This window comes from Pigmentibacter ruber (assembly GCF_009792895.1).
Lineage (GTDB): Bacteria > Bdellovibrionota_B > Oligoflexia > Silvanigrellales > Silvanigrellaceae > Silvanigrella > Silvanigrella rubra.
The window spans coordinates 374116-391527 of the sequence record NZ_WSSC01000003.1 but is presented as its reverse complement, the minus strand read 5'-3'; the positions used below and the strand labels follow the sequence as shown (position 1 = coordinate 391527).

The following is a 17412-nucleotide window of genomic DNA, read 5'->3' as shown; positions in this document are numbered from 1 at the left end:
ATTAGTTATATACCTTTGAACATAGACTGCATGGAGTTGAATTATTATCCATCTTAAATTTATGATCTTCAATATTTGAATTTTTATATTTCAAATAATCTTCAAACGAACCTAAACTTAGAAATATAAATTTATCATCAAAATGTGCTTTAGCAAAAATTTCATAAATTGAGAGCTCTTCTAGTTTACTAAAACTAATATGTTTCTTAGGATAAATAGTTCCTGTACAATATACCCATCCAATATCAGGGTAAACCGCTGCTCTATTTCGAACAGGACATTTTAAATCGCTGAGTTTAGGTTCAGTTAAATTATTTATTTTTAGTAATGATTTAGCTCTTCCTGACTTACTAAATTTTGACCGATATTTCCATTCTATTATATGTGCTATATTATATTCTTTTGCTTTTGATATAATATCTTTTAAATATTCATTATTTTCTAGAACTTCAATATCAAATAAACATTTATTTCCAATAATTTCATAATGGCGTTTTGCAAAATTTAAAATATGTTCTACAGATATAAATGGTAAATGAAATTGACCTGTGCTAATTTTTACATGATCTTCAGCATTGTTTCCAAATCCAACACTTTTTAATTGTTTTAATATATTACATAATTTAAGATCGTCTTTACCTAAAAATCCATTACTAAATGGAATAATTTTTTCAATTTTTAAATTCTTTAATTCCTGAACGAGTTCTACCAATTCAACTGGGAATTGGAATGGTTCTCCTCCTGATATTCCTACTTCATTTAAGCCCATTGAAACCCATTCGGTAATATTTGATTTAATTTGCTTCCATTCTATAAATTTTTTCTTATTTTCAGGACTACTTGCATTATAACAATGAGCACATCTTGCATTACAATAAAATGATGTAGTTATTCCTAGACTTTTTGGAAGCCAAATAGGATATACCGATTCAATGAAAGATTGAAAACTCATATTATAATTATTTGATTTAAAGGAATGAAAGTATCCATAAATTTCAAATTTTGATAATCCCCAAAATGAGTTATATTTTGAGTTATTATTCATTGCCAATGATTGATAATTCCAACCATATATATTACTTAATTTTTCAATTATTTCTGAAGTATTTTTTTCTTTTTTAAATACTTGAATAGATATTTTTCCCTGTATTGATTTAATTTTAATTATGCCTGTTAGAGAATATTTTTCATAAATATATCCATTTGCAGATAATAAAATACTATTTTCCTCTGATAGAATAAAAAATTCTTTTACAAATTCATAAAGATAGGGAATTGATTCATCTGTTTTAATAAGTCCAAATTCTATTTGTTGTGCTGCAATTGCAGCTGTAAAAAAATATAATTTGGATTTATTATAATAAGGAATATCTGAATTTCTAATATAATTTTGAAAATTTAATAAATCTCCCCAGCTTCCATAATCTCCTGCAATTGGTTCAGTTTTATCAAGATAATTATCAAGTAAATTTATTAAAATATCATTTTCATCATTTACAAAGGCACCTTTTAATGTGTCAAAAATCCAATCTTTACGATCGCGCCTATATCGCTCATTTTGAATTTTTACTCCAATATTATTTAAATTTAATATTTCTTGTAATTCTTTTTTAAATCCCGAAAATTGATCTAACACGTCGAGTCTCCTCTAAAGTTTCTTCAAATGGAGGGATTTTTTGTTCACGTTCAATAACAATTAAAGTATTTTCATCAAATATTGATCGGTATTGTTTCAATAAATCCCAGCTTCTTTTATTAACTGGACTTGAATGAGTATCTCTATAAAAATTTTCATGCCATTCACCCCCTGCGAGATGAATTTCTCCAATTGAAACTCCATTTAATTTTTCTAATTCCATATCTGCAGAGATACCAAAATTTATTTCATTTGCAACTAAATTTGAAATATCTAGAAGCATTTTTGATTTTCTTCCCTTAAAACATTTTGGAAATATATTTACCGCGCTATTTTGATGTTCCATTAGAAATGGTGCTGCAGGATTTTCAAAATAAAATGGACATGAAGTTATTTTGGATTCTATAATACTTAATCTCTTATTAAGAAGATTTTCTGCCTCAATTCCAATGGGAGCTGGTGTTAGACTGGAAAATGCTATTCCATCTAATGTAGTTAAAGCATAATGATCCGCCCAAGCTAAAAATGAATTAGAATTTAAAAATTTTTCGTGTAATTCTAATTTATTATCTTCCCAGGGTGAAGGGTCTAGCAAAGATAATGAATATCCATGTGCAGTTGCTGGTTTGTGATCTAATATTTTTTGAAGTGTTTCTTTTGCTTTAAAATCTTTACGGTAAATAAAATCTTCAATAACTATTTCAACAAAATCTATTTCTGGATGTTTTAATGATTTTTCATAATACTCTTTAGGTACATGTTGTGGGGAAAGGGATATTCCAATTTTCAATTTTTTTTACTCCAAAAAAATTATAATGGAGTAAAAAAAATGTACTCCATTATAATTTTTTATAATAATTAATAGCAATAATTACATATAACAACATGTATGAGCAGAAACTTCAATGTCTTCAATAATAATTATTGTTTCATTATTTTCTTTTAAATCTTCCATTTTTGACTCCTTATAGATTATTTTTTGAACCAGGTTTTTAGTGTATTTCATTTTTTTTAAATGACAAATTGCTAATGTCAAAAATTTGCCTTCTTTTAGAAATAGCATCACAAATATTAAGAAAATATTCGTCCCAACTTGGTCTCAATCTTTTTTTGACCATTCTGATTTCCTTTCAATTGAATAATAGACAATTGATCGGAAACATTTAATGAAAGTATATTCAAAATAGGGAATAATGAATAATTTTTTATAACTTCACCATTCCAGAAATTTTTACATCAAGGCAAACTAATATTTTTAAAAGAGTATCAGTTGTTGCATTATGATAATGGGTTCTGTTGCAAAAAATATATAAGTGAGAGTAGAGTAACTTTTTTTTGGAGTTGTTTGAGGGGAGTGGCGATGGATTTCAAGTGGAAGCACGCTGATCGTATGATTATCATAATGGCAATACGTTGGTATGTAAGCTACTCCCTGAGTTACAGACAAGTAGAAGAACTTTTAGCAGAGCGTGGTATTTTTGTAGATCACACGACCATTCATCGTTGGATTGTGGAATACGGTCCAAAATTACTTAAGAAGTTTTATAAGCTTAGGAAGCGTATCTGTGGAAGTTGGCGAATGGATGAGACTTACATCAAAGTAAAAGGTGAATGGTGTTATCTCTATAGGGCAGTGGATAAGCATGGTCAAACGATTGATATTTACCTTTCAAAACGAAGAGATACAACGAGTGCCAAACGTTTTTTCCAAAAATGCTTTCGTTCTTCTGGAATTCCAGAAAAGGTAAATATTGATAAAAGTGGCTCTAATACGGCAGCATTAAAGGCTATCAATAAAGATCTTAAATCTGCAGATAAGATCTTAATAAGACAAAATAAATATCTAAATAACCTTGTAGAGCAAGACCATCGATTTATAAAAAAGAAAGTGAAGCCTATGCTTGGTTTCTTCTCCTTGAAATCGGCGAGAGCTACTTTAGCTGGTATTGAACTCCATCATATGCTCAGAAAAGGGCAGTTCAAATTTAAAAGTCATTTACCTATTTGGGAGCAATTTAGCTCCCTCGCTGCATAATTGCGCCTAGAGGTGGCATTCTTGAAAAGTAACAACCCAGTGTTTCGTAACTCCTAATTATTTGCAACAGAACCCTTATTTTAATATATAGATTTTATATTCTTTTTTCAGTAAATAATTTGACATTTATAGGTAGAAAACTCTTTTATATGTTTGAATAACTCACTCATCTGTGATTGTAACGTCCAGCTCATTTTAAAAATAAAATTTTCTAATTATTAAAAGAATTTAAAGATAAGAAATTTAAAAAATATTTTAAAAGAAAAATAAAAGTAGAAAAAAGCTAAATTCCATTTTGTGCACTGTGCACTGTAAATGTAATTAAATTAACAATTTCTTCAATGTCTGAATTTCGTGCTAAAACATTTACTGGTTTTTTCATCCCTGTTAATATTGGTCCTATAGACGTAGCCCCACCCAAATTTCCAAGTAATTTATATGCTATATTTCCAGAAGTTAAATCTGGGAAAATAAGCACATTTGCTGGTCCTTTTAAAGTAGAAAAACCATAGGAACGATCTAATAATTCCGAGGATAAAGCAAAGTCAGCTTGCATTTCACCATCAATTTCAATATCTGGTCTTAATTTTTTAACAATTCCAGTAGCTTTACAAACTTTTTCAGCCTCTGGATGTTTAGTGCTTCCAAAATTACTGAAACTTAGCATAGCTACTCTTGGTTGTTCTGTTAAATGTATTTTTGCTAAATCATGCGTTTGAATAGCAATTTGCGCAAGCTGTTCTGCAGTTGAAGTTATGTTTACTGTTGTATCTGCTACAAAAATACTTCTATCTTTCCAAAGTAATAGATAGATACCAGCTAATATTTTATCTGGTTTTGTACCAATAATTTGCAATGCAGGGCGAAGTGTATCTCCATAATTATGATGAACTCCTGAACAAAAAGCATCGGCATCTCCTGCTTCAACCATCATGGAAGCAAAATAATGATGATCACCAGCAATTAATTCATATGCTCCCATTCTTGTTACGCCTTTTCTAGCTCTTTTTTCTAGTAACAAAGAAGCATATTTTTGTGATTGTTCACTTTCAATAGGATCAATAATTTCAATATTTGCAAGTTGTTTATCTAATTTAGCTTCGACAATTAACTTTTTAATTTTATCAATATTACCTAAAAGAATTGGTTCACAAATTCCTTCTGACTTAACAATTTCAGCTGCTTTTAAAATTTTTGGACTAGTTCCTTCTGGCAAAACAACTCGCATTTTTTTCCCAGAATTTCTATTTTTCACAACCACACTTCTTTTAATTTTTCTTGTTACCGATTGTAAAACTCCTAAACGTGATTCTAATTGATCAACATAATGTTCTAAATCAATATTTTTCCTAGCTACTTTAGTGTCCATTGCTGCTTTGGCAACAGCAGGTGCAACTTTTAATAAAAGTCTTGGATCAAATGGTTTAGGAATTAAATATTCCCTACCAAATTCCATATTTCCAGCATTTTGATAAGACTTTGTTACACTTTCTGGAATATCTTCTTTTGCAAGTGCCGCTATTGCATGCACAGCAGCCATTTTCATTTCTTCATTAATTCTTCTAGATAAAACATCCATTGCACCACGGAAAATGTAAGGATAACCCAACACATTGTTTACTTGATTAGGATAATCAGAACGTCCTGTAGCAATAATTGCATCGTTTCTAACAGCTTTAATATCTTTTGGAGAAATTTCAGGATCAGGGTTAGCCATGGCAAAAATAATTGGATTTGCTGCCATAGTTTTTACCATGTCTTGTGTAACAGCACCTGCAACACTTAACCCACAAAAAAAGTCAGCACCTTCTAAAGCCTCTGCTAGTGTTCTTTTGGCTGTGTCATTTTCAAAGCGTTGTTTATATTTGTTCATACCTTCAATACGACCTTTATAAACAACACCTTTAGAATCACACAAAATTAAATTTTCACGTTTCAATCCCAAATTTAAATACATTTGTGCACAAGAAATAGCTGCTGCCCCAGCTCCATTAACAACACATTTTATTTCAGAAATTTTTCTGCCCGTAATTTCACAAGCATTTAGTAAAGCAGCTCCACTGACAATAGCTGTACCGTGTTGATCATCATGAAATACTGGAATATCCAATTCTTCTCTTAATTTTTCTTCTACTTCAAAACATTCCGGAGCTTTTATATCCTCTAAATTTATTCCTCCAAATGTTGGTTCTAACATTCTACAGGCTGAAATTATTTCTTCTGGTGTTTTAGCATTTAATTCAATATCGTAACAATCAATATCAGCAAACATTTTAAAAAGGACAGCTTTTCCTTCCATCACAGGTTTTCCTGCTAAAGGCCCAATTGCACCCAGCCCCAGTATTGCTGTTCCGTTTGTCACAACTGCAACAAGATTCCCTTTTGCAGTATATTCATAAACTAATGAAGGATCTTTTGCTATTTCTTTACAAGGCTCTGCAACCCCTGGAGAGTAGGCTAAAGTAATGTCACGTTGCGTTTTGCATTCTTTCGTAATTCCTGTTTCAATTTTTCCTTTACGTCCTTTGCTATGATAGTGCAAAGCGTCTTCTCTTAAGCCCATGTGCGTATCCTCCTTTATCATCTACTGATGATGTCATGGGAACAACCTTTGTCTAGGGTATCCTTTTAGAATAACTCTTGCAATGTGATAAACTATATCTAACCTTTGCTAATAAAAATTAAAATTATGAAAGGGTTTTACCCATGAAGGTTTTGCTAATAGATGATGATGCTGACCTTTTAGAAATGTCTGTAAGAAGGTTTAAAAAGAAAGGTTTTGAAATAGACTCTGCACAAAACTTAACAACTGCAAGAAATTTTTTAAAAAATGATTCGTCTATTCAATCTATTATCTGTGATCTATTTTTACTTGATGGTGAAAATGGTTTAGATTTTTTTGAAAAAGAAATAAAAAATCAATTTAAAGGAAAATTTATTTTAGCAACAGGAGACGATACTGCGGATCCAAGAATAGAAAAATTGAAAAGTGAATATAAATTATTTACTTGTTTTCAAAAGCCTTATTCTATAGACGATGTCATAAAATATATAGAGCAGTAGCATGGCAATAAAAATCAAAATAAATAATCAGTCCCAGGAACAAAAAGGCAATTGGTTTAAATTGCATGATGCAGCCGAACTTTTGTCTGTTTCTGAAATTACATTACGCAGAAAAATAAAGACAGGAAAAATTAAATCGGAGTTAAGAGAGGGAAAATATTTTGTTTTCTTATCTGAAAAACAATATAAGGGGAAAAAACAAGAAATTTATGAAATTGAAAAATATTTACTTGAGAAAGAAGAGGAAATTAAAAATTTAAAAACTCAACTTTTGGATCAAAAAATTCTTATTAATGCTTTAGAGGAAAAAGTAAAACAATATAACAAAAATTTCTCTTAGAAAAACTCACTTAACCCAAAGGATAATCCACTTTGGTTTTCTGGTGTTACTGCAAATCCATAGTCCATACGTACTATTAAACCAGCTAGCTGCATTAATGGAAGACGTAATCCAACACCATAAGACATTAAAGACTGATTATTTATTGCATTTCAAAAATCTGAGCCAATATATCCCACATCAAAGAAAGGAACAACTTGTAAAGAAACATAGTTACCTTCACATACGGTTTGTCTAACTTCTACGTTTGAGTAAATAGCTTCGTTTCCGGAATATTGCATACTTTGAAAACCACGGAGCTGATCTGCACCAAGATATATTTTTCTAATTAAATTTTTTGAATTAGATCTTTCATGTTGAATTCTTAATGCAAAATTTGTGTGGTTATATAATTTCATTTTGTAAAAAGCTAGAAAAGTATTCTCAAATTTAATGTAATCTTCATTGTTATTGTCTTGGTACATCCCTGCAGTAGAAGTAACCGTTGAACTTAATTGTGCACCTTGCGCTAAATAACTATCGTGATCAATCTTTCCCAGTACACCTTTTCCAACAAAAGCCATATTTTCAAAAGATTTTGGTTTTTCAATTGCATTTTGAGTATTTTTTATCTTTTCATCATTTGAATATTTATATTTCCTGCATTTTCATATTTTAATCCGCCACCAAGATTGATATAATCATTAAATTTCCAGATCAAATCGCCTTCTAGTTGTATTAAATTAACCGAATAGTATCCCACTTCTCTGTTTTTATTGTAAATTGTATTTTTATTATCAACATAATTAAAGCTAAGAACACTTACTAAAGGTAAGTTAAAAGTAAAATTATTGACAAAAGTACTACCAAAATTGGGCTTGGAATTTTGCAGATAAAAATAATTAGTCAATTGATAAAATCTACCTAAAAAATTATAATCTTTTAAAGCCACACCGTATCTCGATACTCCACCAGCTGAATAAGCTATTGGTACAGGTATAATGGCCCATTTTTCCTCTAAATTAAATTTCACATCGATTTTATTAGAGTCGTCCTTATCACCAGCAGTTGATACTTCTACTTTAGAAAATAGATGAGTATTTTTTAATTGTTGCACAGCTTTTTCAAGTTTTTCTGTTTGAAATTGATCCCCAGAATTTATCTCTACTATTAAATTTAACACAGACTCTTCAGTTCTATTGTTACCCAAGAACTCTATTTTATTAAAGGTTTTTTCCGCAGCAAAAGCTGAGAAACTACTTAGGCAAAATAGAATTGGAATAATTTTTTTCAGTGAAGACATAAAATCCTTTCAAAAAAATATCTTTTATTACCATACACTTATTAGTACATATTTAATTACTTACTTAACAAATATAACAGGCTCAACAAAGGTTAGAATATTATTAAAATTAAATAAAAAGTCAAATTATCCTATAAATTATATTTTTATTCTAATTATATTGCACTAGAGTAACTATTCAGTTAAATTATTAATAAATAGATTAATATTAATCTATTTATTAATAATTTTATGATACTATACATTTTTTTTAGGATTCAAAAATTGCATGAAAATTAATAACAACAATGGACTAATCTGTTTAATCTTAGTTTTGTCATATCATTACAATATTTTTGCGCATGAAAAGCAAATGAAAACAACTTCTCTTCAAATAGATTTAAATTCAACCATGGATTTAGCTGAGAAAAACTCTCTTCAATTAAAAAGCTCTCTAGATGATTATAATTCTTCAAATTTTCAGCACACCCTCTCTTATTTTCAATTTGGACCTAGCCTAGAAGCTTCTGCTGAAACTGAGTGGTACCTAAGAAGAGATGCTATGAATTTAAATTCAAATCAAAATGGTGATAGAAGCTCTTCAGTTACATTAAAAATCACGCAACCAATATCAAATATTTGGAAAAATTATTATAACATAAAAGAACTTGAAGCTAAAAAAGATGCGTCCGCTTTTGATTATACTTTTCAAAAAATTAATGCCCGAATAACTGCAGCCCAAGCTTTTTTAGAAGCTCAACAAGCATTAAATGATCTTGAAATAAAAAAAACAACATTTGAAAACGCTGCTATTCAATATAAAGAAACAAGCGTGCTTTTTGAAACAGGAGACGCCAGTAAAGACAAAGTAGATTTACTATTATCGCAAGCAAATCTAAATTCCGTAGAAAATGACGTAAATAAAGCTAAAATTGAATATTTAAATAAGTTAGAAAACTTAAAAAAAGTTTTAAAACTTAGTGAACAGACAGAAATTTCATTAAAACCATTAGAATATTCTTTTTGGGAAAAACAAAAAGTAATATTAAAAGATCTTAATATATTAATTCAAGAAAGCAAAAATAACAGACCAGATCTTAAAAGTATTGAAAAAAACTTGTTTGCTAGCAAGCAAGAAATTGCAAAAAATAGCTTTAAGTTTTTCCCTGAAATATCGGCTTTTTCAACATATACAAACACTGAAATATTTAATAATGAAAGTGGGTTAAACAATAATTCAAATCTTGATAACTCTAATTCTTCCTTAAATGGTTTATCTTTTGGCATATCTATGTCTTGGAGTATTTGGGATGGTGGATTAAGTTTAGCAGAAAGAAGTTCTTTAAAAAACAAAGAAATAAAAAATAAATTAAATTACGAGGAAAAAAACTATGATATTATTGAAGAAGTAAAAAATAATTACAATACTTTAAAAAATAATCTTCAAATTTTACCACAACTAATAAAACTTTCAGAGATTTATTCCGAATCCTATAAACTTTCTTTAGTGAAATATAAAACAGGAAATTTAACTGCTTCAGAACTTATAAAAAGCCAAAATGAACTTTTAAATGCAAAAATTTCTTTAGCAAAAATTAGAGGTGATATTGATTACAACTGGCTTAAATTACAATCAGCAATAGGAACTATTCCATCTTATTCTAATACAAGGTTGATAAAATGATTTATAAAAAAATAATGATTTCAGTATTTATGGTTATTTTCTCAAATTTATTTGTCTTTTGTACAAAAAAAGGCGAGAAAGCATCGTTACCCCCTGAGGAAACAAAAAATTTACAAGCAAGTAATAAAAAAGAAGAACCTAAAAATAACTCTTCTGAAAGTAAACAAGCAAATAATTCAGAACCCACTAAATCCAATTCTATTGTTGAAATAAAAGATAACATTAATCCACAGAATCAAAAAACTACTGAAGTAAAAAATACTAATGCTGATAATAATATCGTTCCTATTATTCCTGCAATATTAAAAGCAGAAAATCAAAGTGCGCTTAGTTTTTTAACAAATGGTAGAATTACAAATATTTACTATCGAGCTGGAGAAAAAGTAAAACAAGGGCAAATTCTAGCTTCACTAGAAGATAATAATGCCATAATAGATGTAAAAACTGCAAAAATTGATGTTGAGTTAAAAAAATTGGCTCTTGAACAACAACAAAAAACTGTAGAAAGATTAGAAAAACAGTTAAGCAGTGGAATTATAAACTCTGCTACTTTAGAGAAAGAAAAAAATATCTTAAAGACAAAAGACCTGGAGTATCAATCAGCCAAGGCAAGTTTGGAAGGAAAAGAGTATATTTTAAAATCTACAAAAATAGCTTCACCCTTTGAAGGAATAATTACCAAAGTTGAAAAATCAGTAGGTGATTATGTTACTGCTGGGACTGCTATTTTTCAGATTACTGAAGCAAAAAATTATAAAATTTACGCACAAATTCCTGTTACTTACTATAGTAAATTTAAGACAGGTATGAAATTTAAATTTCAAGAACCTATTTCAAAAGCTTCTGGTGAAGCCGAAATTAAAAGAGTTGTTTCTGTTATCGATTCTTCTTCAAAAACTTTTGATGTATATGCAGAAATTCTTAGTGTCAGTGAAAAATTGATCCCCGGTGTTTATTTAGAAATAAAACTTAACCCCTAAAAAAAGAGATTAAAAATGTTTCTTTCAACTGTATCGGTGAAACGTCCCTATTTTTCCTCAATGTTAAACATAGTCGTCATTATTTTTGGTTTGCTTGCATTTGCAAATATAGGAATTGACAGAGATCCCAATGTCGACCTTCCTTATGTTTCTGCTAGCGTAACTTACAAAGGTATGAATCCCAAAACCGCTGAACAATTATTATTAAATCCAATGGAAGAAGCGTTTAAAAGTTTACCAGGCTTAAAAAAAATAGATGGTACAGCTGGTCAAGACTTTGCCAGTGTATTTTTAGAATTCCATTTAAATGTAGATATTGATAAAGCAACAGCTGATGTAAGAAATGCAATAGGTGCTATTGAGTTTCCAAAAGATGCTGAAAAACCCTCTATCTTTAAAGTAAAAAATAGTGCCAGACCTTTTATGACTTTTGATATTACTAGTGATAAAATGTCAGAGCAAGATTTATCAACATATGTTAACAAAGAATTAAAACCTTTACTCCAAAGAATTAGTGGAGTAGGGCAAGTTAATATTTCGGGAACAATACAGAGAGAAATTCATATTAACTTAAATCCTTCCATATTAAATGCACTCCATTTAAATCCCAATCAAATAAAAAAAGAAATTAATTCACAAATTGTGAATAAACCTAGCGGAGTTCTGAGAAATTCAGATTCACAATTTAGTATTATTACTAATACTATTCCAAGTTCACTAGACTTAATTGCAAAAATTCCCATTGCGCAAAAAGACAAACCGCTTATTAGGGTAGAAGATTTTGCCACTATTCAAGACACCCATGCTGAAGTAACAAATTACAGCGAAGTAAACGGTAAAAAAAGTATTGTGATTAATATTATTAAAGAATCAAAAGGAAATATTGTAGAAACAGCTTCTCAGTTAAGAAAATTAGTAGAAAATTTAAATAAAACAAACAAAGATAAAATGCACATATCTATAAACTTTGATGACTCAATTTATATCAATGAGTCATATAAAAACGTCAGGTTTGATATTATTTTAGGTTCAATTCTTGCAATTCTTGTAGTGTATCTTTTTTTACATGACTGGCGTAATACTTTTATTTGCTCAATTGCTATCCCAACATCTATTATTGGTACTTTAGCTATTATAAATTACTTAGGTTTTACTTTAAACTTCATGACACTTCTTGCCTTAACTCTTTCAATTGGAATTTTAGTTGATGATGCTATTGTGGTGATTGAAAATATTCACAGACATAAAGTTATGGGCAAATCTGCTCTTACAGCTGCAATAGATGGCTCCCAAGAAATTGGTTTAGCGGCCATAGCTGTTACTTTAGCCATTGCAGCAGTTTTTGTTCCAGTTGCTTATATGGAAGGAATTATTGGTCGCTATTTTTATGAATTTGGACTGACGGTCTCTGTTGCCGTTCTTATTTCATTATTTGTAGCATTTACAGTAGTGCCCATGCTAAGTAGTAAGCTTGGCACTAAACAACCATTCCATTCAAAAGAAATACAATGGCAAATTAAGTTTAACCATTTTTTTCATGTATTCCAAAATAATTACCAAAAAATATTAAAATATTCTTTGCAAAAGAAAAAAACAACTCTACTAGTTGGGATTTTAATTTTTGTCTTGAGTTTATTTTTATTAAAATTTGTTCCGACAAAATTTCAACCAACTGAAGATGAAAGTGTGAGTTATTTTTCCTTTCAATTAGCCCAAGGAACACCTTTAGAAGAGGCAATTAGACGTGGGAAAGAAATACGCGATCACATACGCACTTATCCAGGTACAACAGATATCATCATGAATGTTGGAAGTAACAATGACTCAGCTTCATCTCTAAGTTTTACAATTAAATTAGTAGATCCTAAAAAAAGAAATTATTCAACAAATGAATTCACTCAAAGACTGAATGAATCAGCAAGCAAGTTTATACGCAATCCTAATGAAAAAATTGGTGGAAATGGGTACAATAGTGCCATATATCTAGATTTATATTCAACAGATTCCCAAGGATTATATGAATATTCAAAAAAAGTTTTACAGCATATTACAAAAATTAAAGATATCGGCACCCCAGAAAGTTCTGTCAGCGATGCCGCATATGAATATCGAGTTACACCAGATTTTATCAAAGCGGCTTCACTAGGAGTGTCTCCTAGCAATATTGCCGAGACTTTACAGCTTTTATATAAAGGAGAAAAAGTTGGTGATTATTATGCTGAAGGTAGATATTTTGATATTAAAATTTTAATACCAACAAAAAAAGAACAAACACTAAATAGCCTTGCTGGAATTTTTATATTTTCGGAAAAAGGAGATCCTGTGTTGTTAAGTTCAGTTGCAAGTATAGAAAAAGTCGCAATAGAACCAAATATTAAACATATCAATGGTATTACCAATGTAACAATTTCAGCAGACTACTTTGGAAAAGATCTAGGAAAAATAATGACCCAAATAAACAAATATATTGCTGAGACAAAGCCAAAATCTATTGATACTTCTTATGGTGGGCAAACAGAATTATTAGATGAAACAAGTGGTACCGTAAGTAAAGCATTACTGTTAGCATTAGCCTTTATTTTTATTGTATTAAGTGCACAGTTTGAAAATTTTAAAGCTCCCCTAGCAATATTATTTAGTATTCCCCTTTCTTTTTCTGGAGCATTTTTAGCAATATTAATTGCAGGACAATCCTTAACTATTTTTGCGATGATTGGTATTATTTTGCTTTTAGGTCTCGTGACGAAAAATGCTATTTTACTTATTGAATTTGCCCAACAAAAAATTGCTGAAGGAATAGATGTCGACAAAGCTTTGCTTGAAGCTGCTGTTGTTCGTTTGCGTCCAATTTTAATGACGACACTCACCATGATTGCTGGCATGCTTCCGCTTATTTTTGGAACGGGAGCAGGGCATGAAGCATATTCGAACTTAGGAGTAACTGTCACGGGCGGACTGATTTCATCAACACTTTTAACTTTAGTTGTTGTTCCATGTGTTTATAGTTTGCTGATTAAGTTTAAATTTCCTAAAAAAATTCCATTCATTTCATAGTAACAATTGATTAAAATTTTAGTAACTAATGATTAAGTAATTAAAAATTAAAATGTTCAATTAGTCAATTAAATTGTAAATACTTAATATTAATACATTAAAATCTAGATTTAAATATTTTATAAAATAACTTAACTTTGTACCGATACGAAACTTGTTAGTTAATTTGTTTGTTAACTTTTTGCACTGAGAGTTTAACATGGCTGGCAAAAGTCTTGCTTTTAAAATTTATACTTCAATTAGTTTGCTAATAGTATTAATACTATTTTCTTGTTTTTATGCGATATCGATGATCAATAAAACCCAAGTTTATGCGCAAGAAACAGCAAAGAACTGGTTACCTAGTATTAGTGCTTTTAGTGAAATAATGAAAATTACAGGTAATTTATCCCGTCGCGTAACTGCAAATATTTCTGACTCTTTGGGAAATAAGCAAGAAAATTTAGCAAAAAATGAAGAATTTATAACTAAATATAAAAATCAACTAGAAGAATCCCTGAAAAATTATGAAAAAAGCGGGTTACTAGCAGCAGGGGAAGAAGGATTTTATAAAGAAACAATGAATGCTTATAAAAACTATTCCTTAACTTTTGAAAATGAGCTTAAGTTACTTAAAGAAGGAAAAAATATTGAAGCCTTAGAACACTACAATGCAATAGGTAGAGAAGAATTAAATAAATTTATTAGTGTTATGGATAAAGAAATTGATTTTAATATTAAAGGAGCAGAAGATTCCACAAAACAAGGAAGCTCATTAACAGCCGTTACAAATATTACTATGACAGTAGTTATTATAGCATCTATGATAATAAGCATAGGGATAATTCTTTTAATCAATTCAATCACTCGTTCTATTCAGCAATCCATTGAAAGTTTAAAGAAACAGTCTGAAGTCACAATGAAAATTTCAGAAGCTTTAAAACAAAATTCAAAGGGTTTATCTGACTCAGTATCGGAACAAGCCGCTGCAGTACACGAAACCACAGCAGCTATTAACGAAATTACCAGCATGGTGAATAAAACCTCTGAAAATGCCGAACAGTCAACACAAGTTGCAAAAAATGCTTCGCAAAAAGCTGAAAATAGCCAAGAAACCATGAAAAAATTAGTTAACAGCATGGAAACAATTCAAGAATCAAATAATCAACTGCAAAATATTGCAGAAATTATAAAACAAATTCATACAAAAACATCAGTCATTAATGATATCGTTTCAAAAACAGAATTATTGTCTTTAAATGCTTCAATAGAATCTGCAAGAGCCGGCGAAGTTGGAAAAGGGTTTGCGGTTGTGGCCGAAGAAGTTGGGAACTTAGCAAAGATTAGTGGAAAATCAGCCCATGAAATACAAGAGCTTATTTTAAAAAGCCAAGAAGAAGTCAATAAAATATTAGGAATTACAAAGGAACGTGTTTCTGAAGGAAAATCAGTTACGGGTGAAGCACAACAATCATTCTTACAAATTTCAGAAGACATTATCAACATGGTTTCTGTGATCGAACAAATATCTGCAGCAACAAAGGAACAAGACATAGGTGTAAGACAAATTACTACTGCTATGTCAGAAATAGACCGCGCTACTCAACGCAATCAAGCCTCTGTAAGCGAAACAGCTCAGTCTGCCAACGAATTAGTGGAACAAGGGCAAAAGCTACAAACCACCACAATTGCAATTGAAAACCTGATTATTGGAAAAAAAGTCAGTTAACAAAATACTCATTAAAGTAGCAGAATTTTTGCCGATAGGAAAATAGATTGAGATTATGACTTTGGTTTATGGAGATCTCTATGGCAAATAAAAGTTTAGCCTTTAAAATTTTCTTTTCAATAGGTATTTTAATTTCCCTGCTTTTGTTTTCATGTATATACTCTATATTGATGATCAACAAAACCCAAGTCTATGCTAACGATGTTGCAACAAATTGGCTGCCAAGTATTGAATCCTTTGGTAGAGTCAATTTATATGTGGGTAATTTATCTCGTAGAGCAGTGCTTGTGATAGGTGATAGTGTAGCCAACCAAACCGAGCGGTTAGCAAAAAACACAGAAGATCTAAAAAAATTCAAAGATCAATTGGATACCGAATTAACCAATTATCAAAAAAATGGCCTTATTGCTCCGGGAGAAGATAGTTTTTATAAAGAAACTATGGACGCTTATAAAGAATATATTCAGTCTTTTGAACATGAATTTAATTTAGTAAAAGAAAATAAAGGTTTAGAAGCTTTAAAACACTATAATGAAATTGGAAGACCATTATTATTTAAATTTAATGAAAAAATTATTAAAGAATCTGAATTTAACTTAAAAGGCGCTGATACCGCAAGTAAACAGGGTTCAGGCTTAACTTCTGTCACGAACTGGACAATGACAATAGTAATAATAATAGCGTTACTCATTAGTGCTGCCATTGCAGTAGTTATTTTAGGAATTACAAAATCAATCAGAGAATCCATTGAAAGCCTGAAGAAACAAGGCGAAGTAACCATGAAAATTTCCAAGGTTTTAATGCACAACTCACAGTCCTTATCGGAATCAGTAACAGAACAAGCTGCTTCGGTGCATGAAACCACTGCAGCAATTAATGAAATTACCAGCATGGTAAATAAAACTTCTGAAAATGCAGAACAATCTACCCAAGTGGCAAAAGGCGCTTCGCAAAAAGCGGAAAATAGCCAAGAGACAATGAAAAAACTTGTGAATAGTATGGAAACCATTCAAGAGTCTAACAATCAATTGCAAAATATTGCAGAAATTATCAATCAAATTCATGCAAAAACTTCTGTTATTAACGACATTGTGTCCAAAACAGAGCTTCTTTCTTTAAATGCCTCCATAGAATCCGCGCGTGCGGGTGAATACGGCAAGGGCTTTGCTGTGGTGGCTGAAGAAGTAGGTAACTTAGCAAAAATCAGTGGAAAATCAGCCCATGAAATACAAGAATTAATTGTAAAAAGCCAAGAAGAAGTAAATAAAATATTAGGAATAACAAAGGAACGTGTTTCTGAGGGGAAAACAGTTACAACTGAAGCGCAAGAATCGTTCTTGCATATTTCTGAAGATATTATCAACATGGTGTCTGTCATAGAACAAATTTCTGCGGCGACAAAAGAACAAGATATTGGTGTCAGACAAATTACTACTGCCATGTCTGAAATTGATAAAGCAACCCAAAGAAACCAAGCTTCAGTGAATGAAACTGCACAATCTTCTAATGAACTTGTAGAACAAGGCGAAAAACTTCAGTTAACTACACAAATTATTGAAGGTCTCATTATGGGGAAAAAAGCAGCTTAAACCCTTTTTCTTCATTTATTTAAGTCATTTCTTTGGCACCAATGCTATAAAATTCTCCATAA

14 protein-coding genes are annotated in these 17412 nt (G+C 30.3%); 8 read left to right on the top strand and 6 right to left on the bottom strand.

Annotation, left to right across the window (positions count from 1 at the left end):
* Position 1 precedes the first annotated feature (1 nt).
* Together GOY08_RS10750 and GOY08_RS10745 are read right to left on the bottom strand one after the other, a co-directional pair.
* Positions 2 to 1636, bottom strand: a complete 1635-nt coding sequence (locus tag GOY08_RS10750; RefSeq protein ID WP_158998909.1) for a radical SAM protein — start codon at positions 1634 to 1636, stop codon at positions 2 to 4.
* Positions 1611 to 2426, bottom strand: coding sequence for a multinuclear nonheme iron-dependent oxidase (locus GOY08_RS10745; protein WP_158998908.1), 816 nt, complete (start codon positions 2424 to 2426; stop codon positions 1611 to 1613). Before GOY08_RS10745 ends, GOY08_RS10750 begins: the two co-directional genes overlap by 26 nt.
* Positions 2427 to 2996: 570 nt before the next feature.
* Between GOY08_RS10745 and GOY08_RS10740 the strand changes: the two genes are divergently transcribed.
* On the top strand, positions 2997 to 3671 hold the full coding sequence (locus tag GOY08_RS10740) for an IS6 family transposase (RefSeq protein ID WP_158998907.1): 675 nt from the start codon (positions 2997 to 2999) through the stop codon (positions 3669 to 3671).
* Positions 3672 to 3954: 283 nt separating this feature from the next.
* Here GOY08_RS10740 and GOY08_RS15680 read toward each other — a convergent pair whose 3' ends face one another.
* The gene (locus tag GOY08_RS15680; RefSeq protein ID WP_158998906.1) at positions 3955 to 6234 is read right to left on the bottom strand and encodes an NADP-dependent malic enzyme; all 2280 of its coding nucleotides are present in this window, start codon (positions 6232 to 6234) and stop codon (positions 3955 to 3957) included.
* A 143-nt stretch (positions 6235 to 6377) separates the two neighbouring features.
* Here GOY08_RS15680 and GOY08_RS10730 point away from each other — a divergent pair, with 143 nt between their 5' ends.
* Both GOY08_RS10730 and GOY08_RS10725 read left to right on the top strand, forming a co-directional pair.
* The gene (locus GOY08_RS10730) at positions 6378 to 6734 is read left to right on the top strand and encodes a response regulator (protein ID WP_158998905.1); all 357 of its coding nucleotides are present in this window, start codon (positions 6378 to 6380) and stop codon (positions 6732 to 6734) included.
* A 1-nt stretch (position 6735) separates the two neighbouring features.
* Positions 6736 to 7074, top strand: a complete 339-nt coding sequence (locus GOY08_RS10725) for a MerR family transcriptional regulator (protein WP_158998904.1) — start codon at positions 6736 to 6738, stop codon at positions 7072 to 7074.
* Here GOY08_RS10725 and GOY08_RS15645 read toward each other — a convergent pair.
* Genes GOY08_RS15645 through GOY08_RS10715 form a run of 3 tightly spaced genes read right to left on the bottom strand, consistent with a single transcriptional unit; the run spans position 7071 to position 8356 of the window.
* Complete coding sequence (locus tag GOY08_RS15645) at positions 7071 to 7202, bottom strand: hypothetical protein (protein WP_268892503.1); 132 nt, start codon at positions 7200 to 7202, stop codon at positions 7071 to 7073. The two genes, GOY08_RS10725 and GOY08_RS15645, sit on opposite strands and share 4 nt — an antisense overlap.
* 24 nt (positions 7203 to 7226) lie before the next feature.
* The gene (locus GOY08_RS10720; RefSeq protein WP_158998903.1) at positions 7227 to 7637 is read right to left on the bottom strand and encodes a hypothetical protein; all 411 of its coding nucleotides are present in this window, start codon (positions 7635 to 7637) and stop codon (positions 7227 to 7229) included.
* A 44-nt stretch (positions 7638 to 7681) separates the two neighbouring features.
* On the bottom strand, positions 7682 to 8356 hold the full coding sequence (locus GOY08_RS10715; RefSeq protein WP_158998902.1) for a POTRA domain-containing protein: 675 nt from the start codon (positions 8354 to 8356) through the stop codon (positions 7682 to 7684).
* Between the two features lie 268 nt (positions 8357 to 8624).
* Here GOY08_RS10715 and GOY08_RS10710 point away from each other — a divergent pair, with 268 nt between their 5' ends.
* The 5 genes from GOY08_RS10710 (at position 8625) to GOY08_RS10690 (ending at position 17350) form a co-directional block, all read left to right on the top strand.
* Complete coding sequence (locus GOY08_RS10710) at positions 8625 to 10019, top strand: TolC family protein (protein ID WP_158998901.1); 1395 nt, start codon at positions 8625 to 8627, stop codon at positions 10017 to 10019.
* Complete coding sequence (locus GOY08_RS10705) at positions 10016 to 10999, top strand: efflux RND transporter periplasmic adaptor subunit (protein ID WP_158998900.1); 984 nt, start codon at positions 10016 to 10018, stop codon at positions 10997 to 10999. The genes GOY08_RS10710 and GOY08_RS10705 overlap by 4 nt, the downstream gene beginning before the upstream one ends.
* 15 nt (positions 11000 to 11014) lie before the next feature.
* A complete protein-coding gene (locus GOY08_RS10700; protein WP_158998899.1) occupies positions 11015 to 14053 on the top strand; it encodes an efflux RND transporter permease subunit in 3039 nt (1012 codons plus the stop codon).
* A 199-nt stretch (positions 14054 to 14252) separates the two neighbouring features.
* A complete protein-coding gene (locus GOY08_RS10695; RefSeq protein WP_158998898.1) occupies positions 14253 to 15761 on the top strand; it encodes a HAMP domain-containing methyl-accepting chemotaxis protein in 1509 nt (502 codons plus the stop codon).
* 80 nt (positions 15762 to 15841) lie between these two features.
* On the top strand, positions 15842 to 17350 hold the full coding sequence (locus GOY08_RS10690; protein WP_158998897.1) for a HAMP domain-containing methyl-accepting chemotaxis protein: 1509 nt from the start codon (positions 15842 to 15844) through the stop codon (positions 17348 to 17350).
* Positions 17351 to 17412 lie beyond the last annotated feature (62 nt).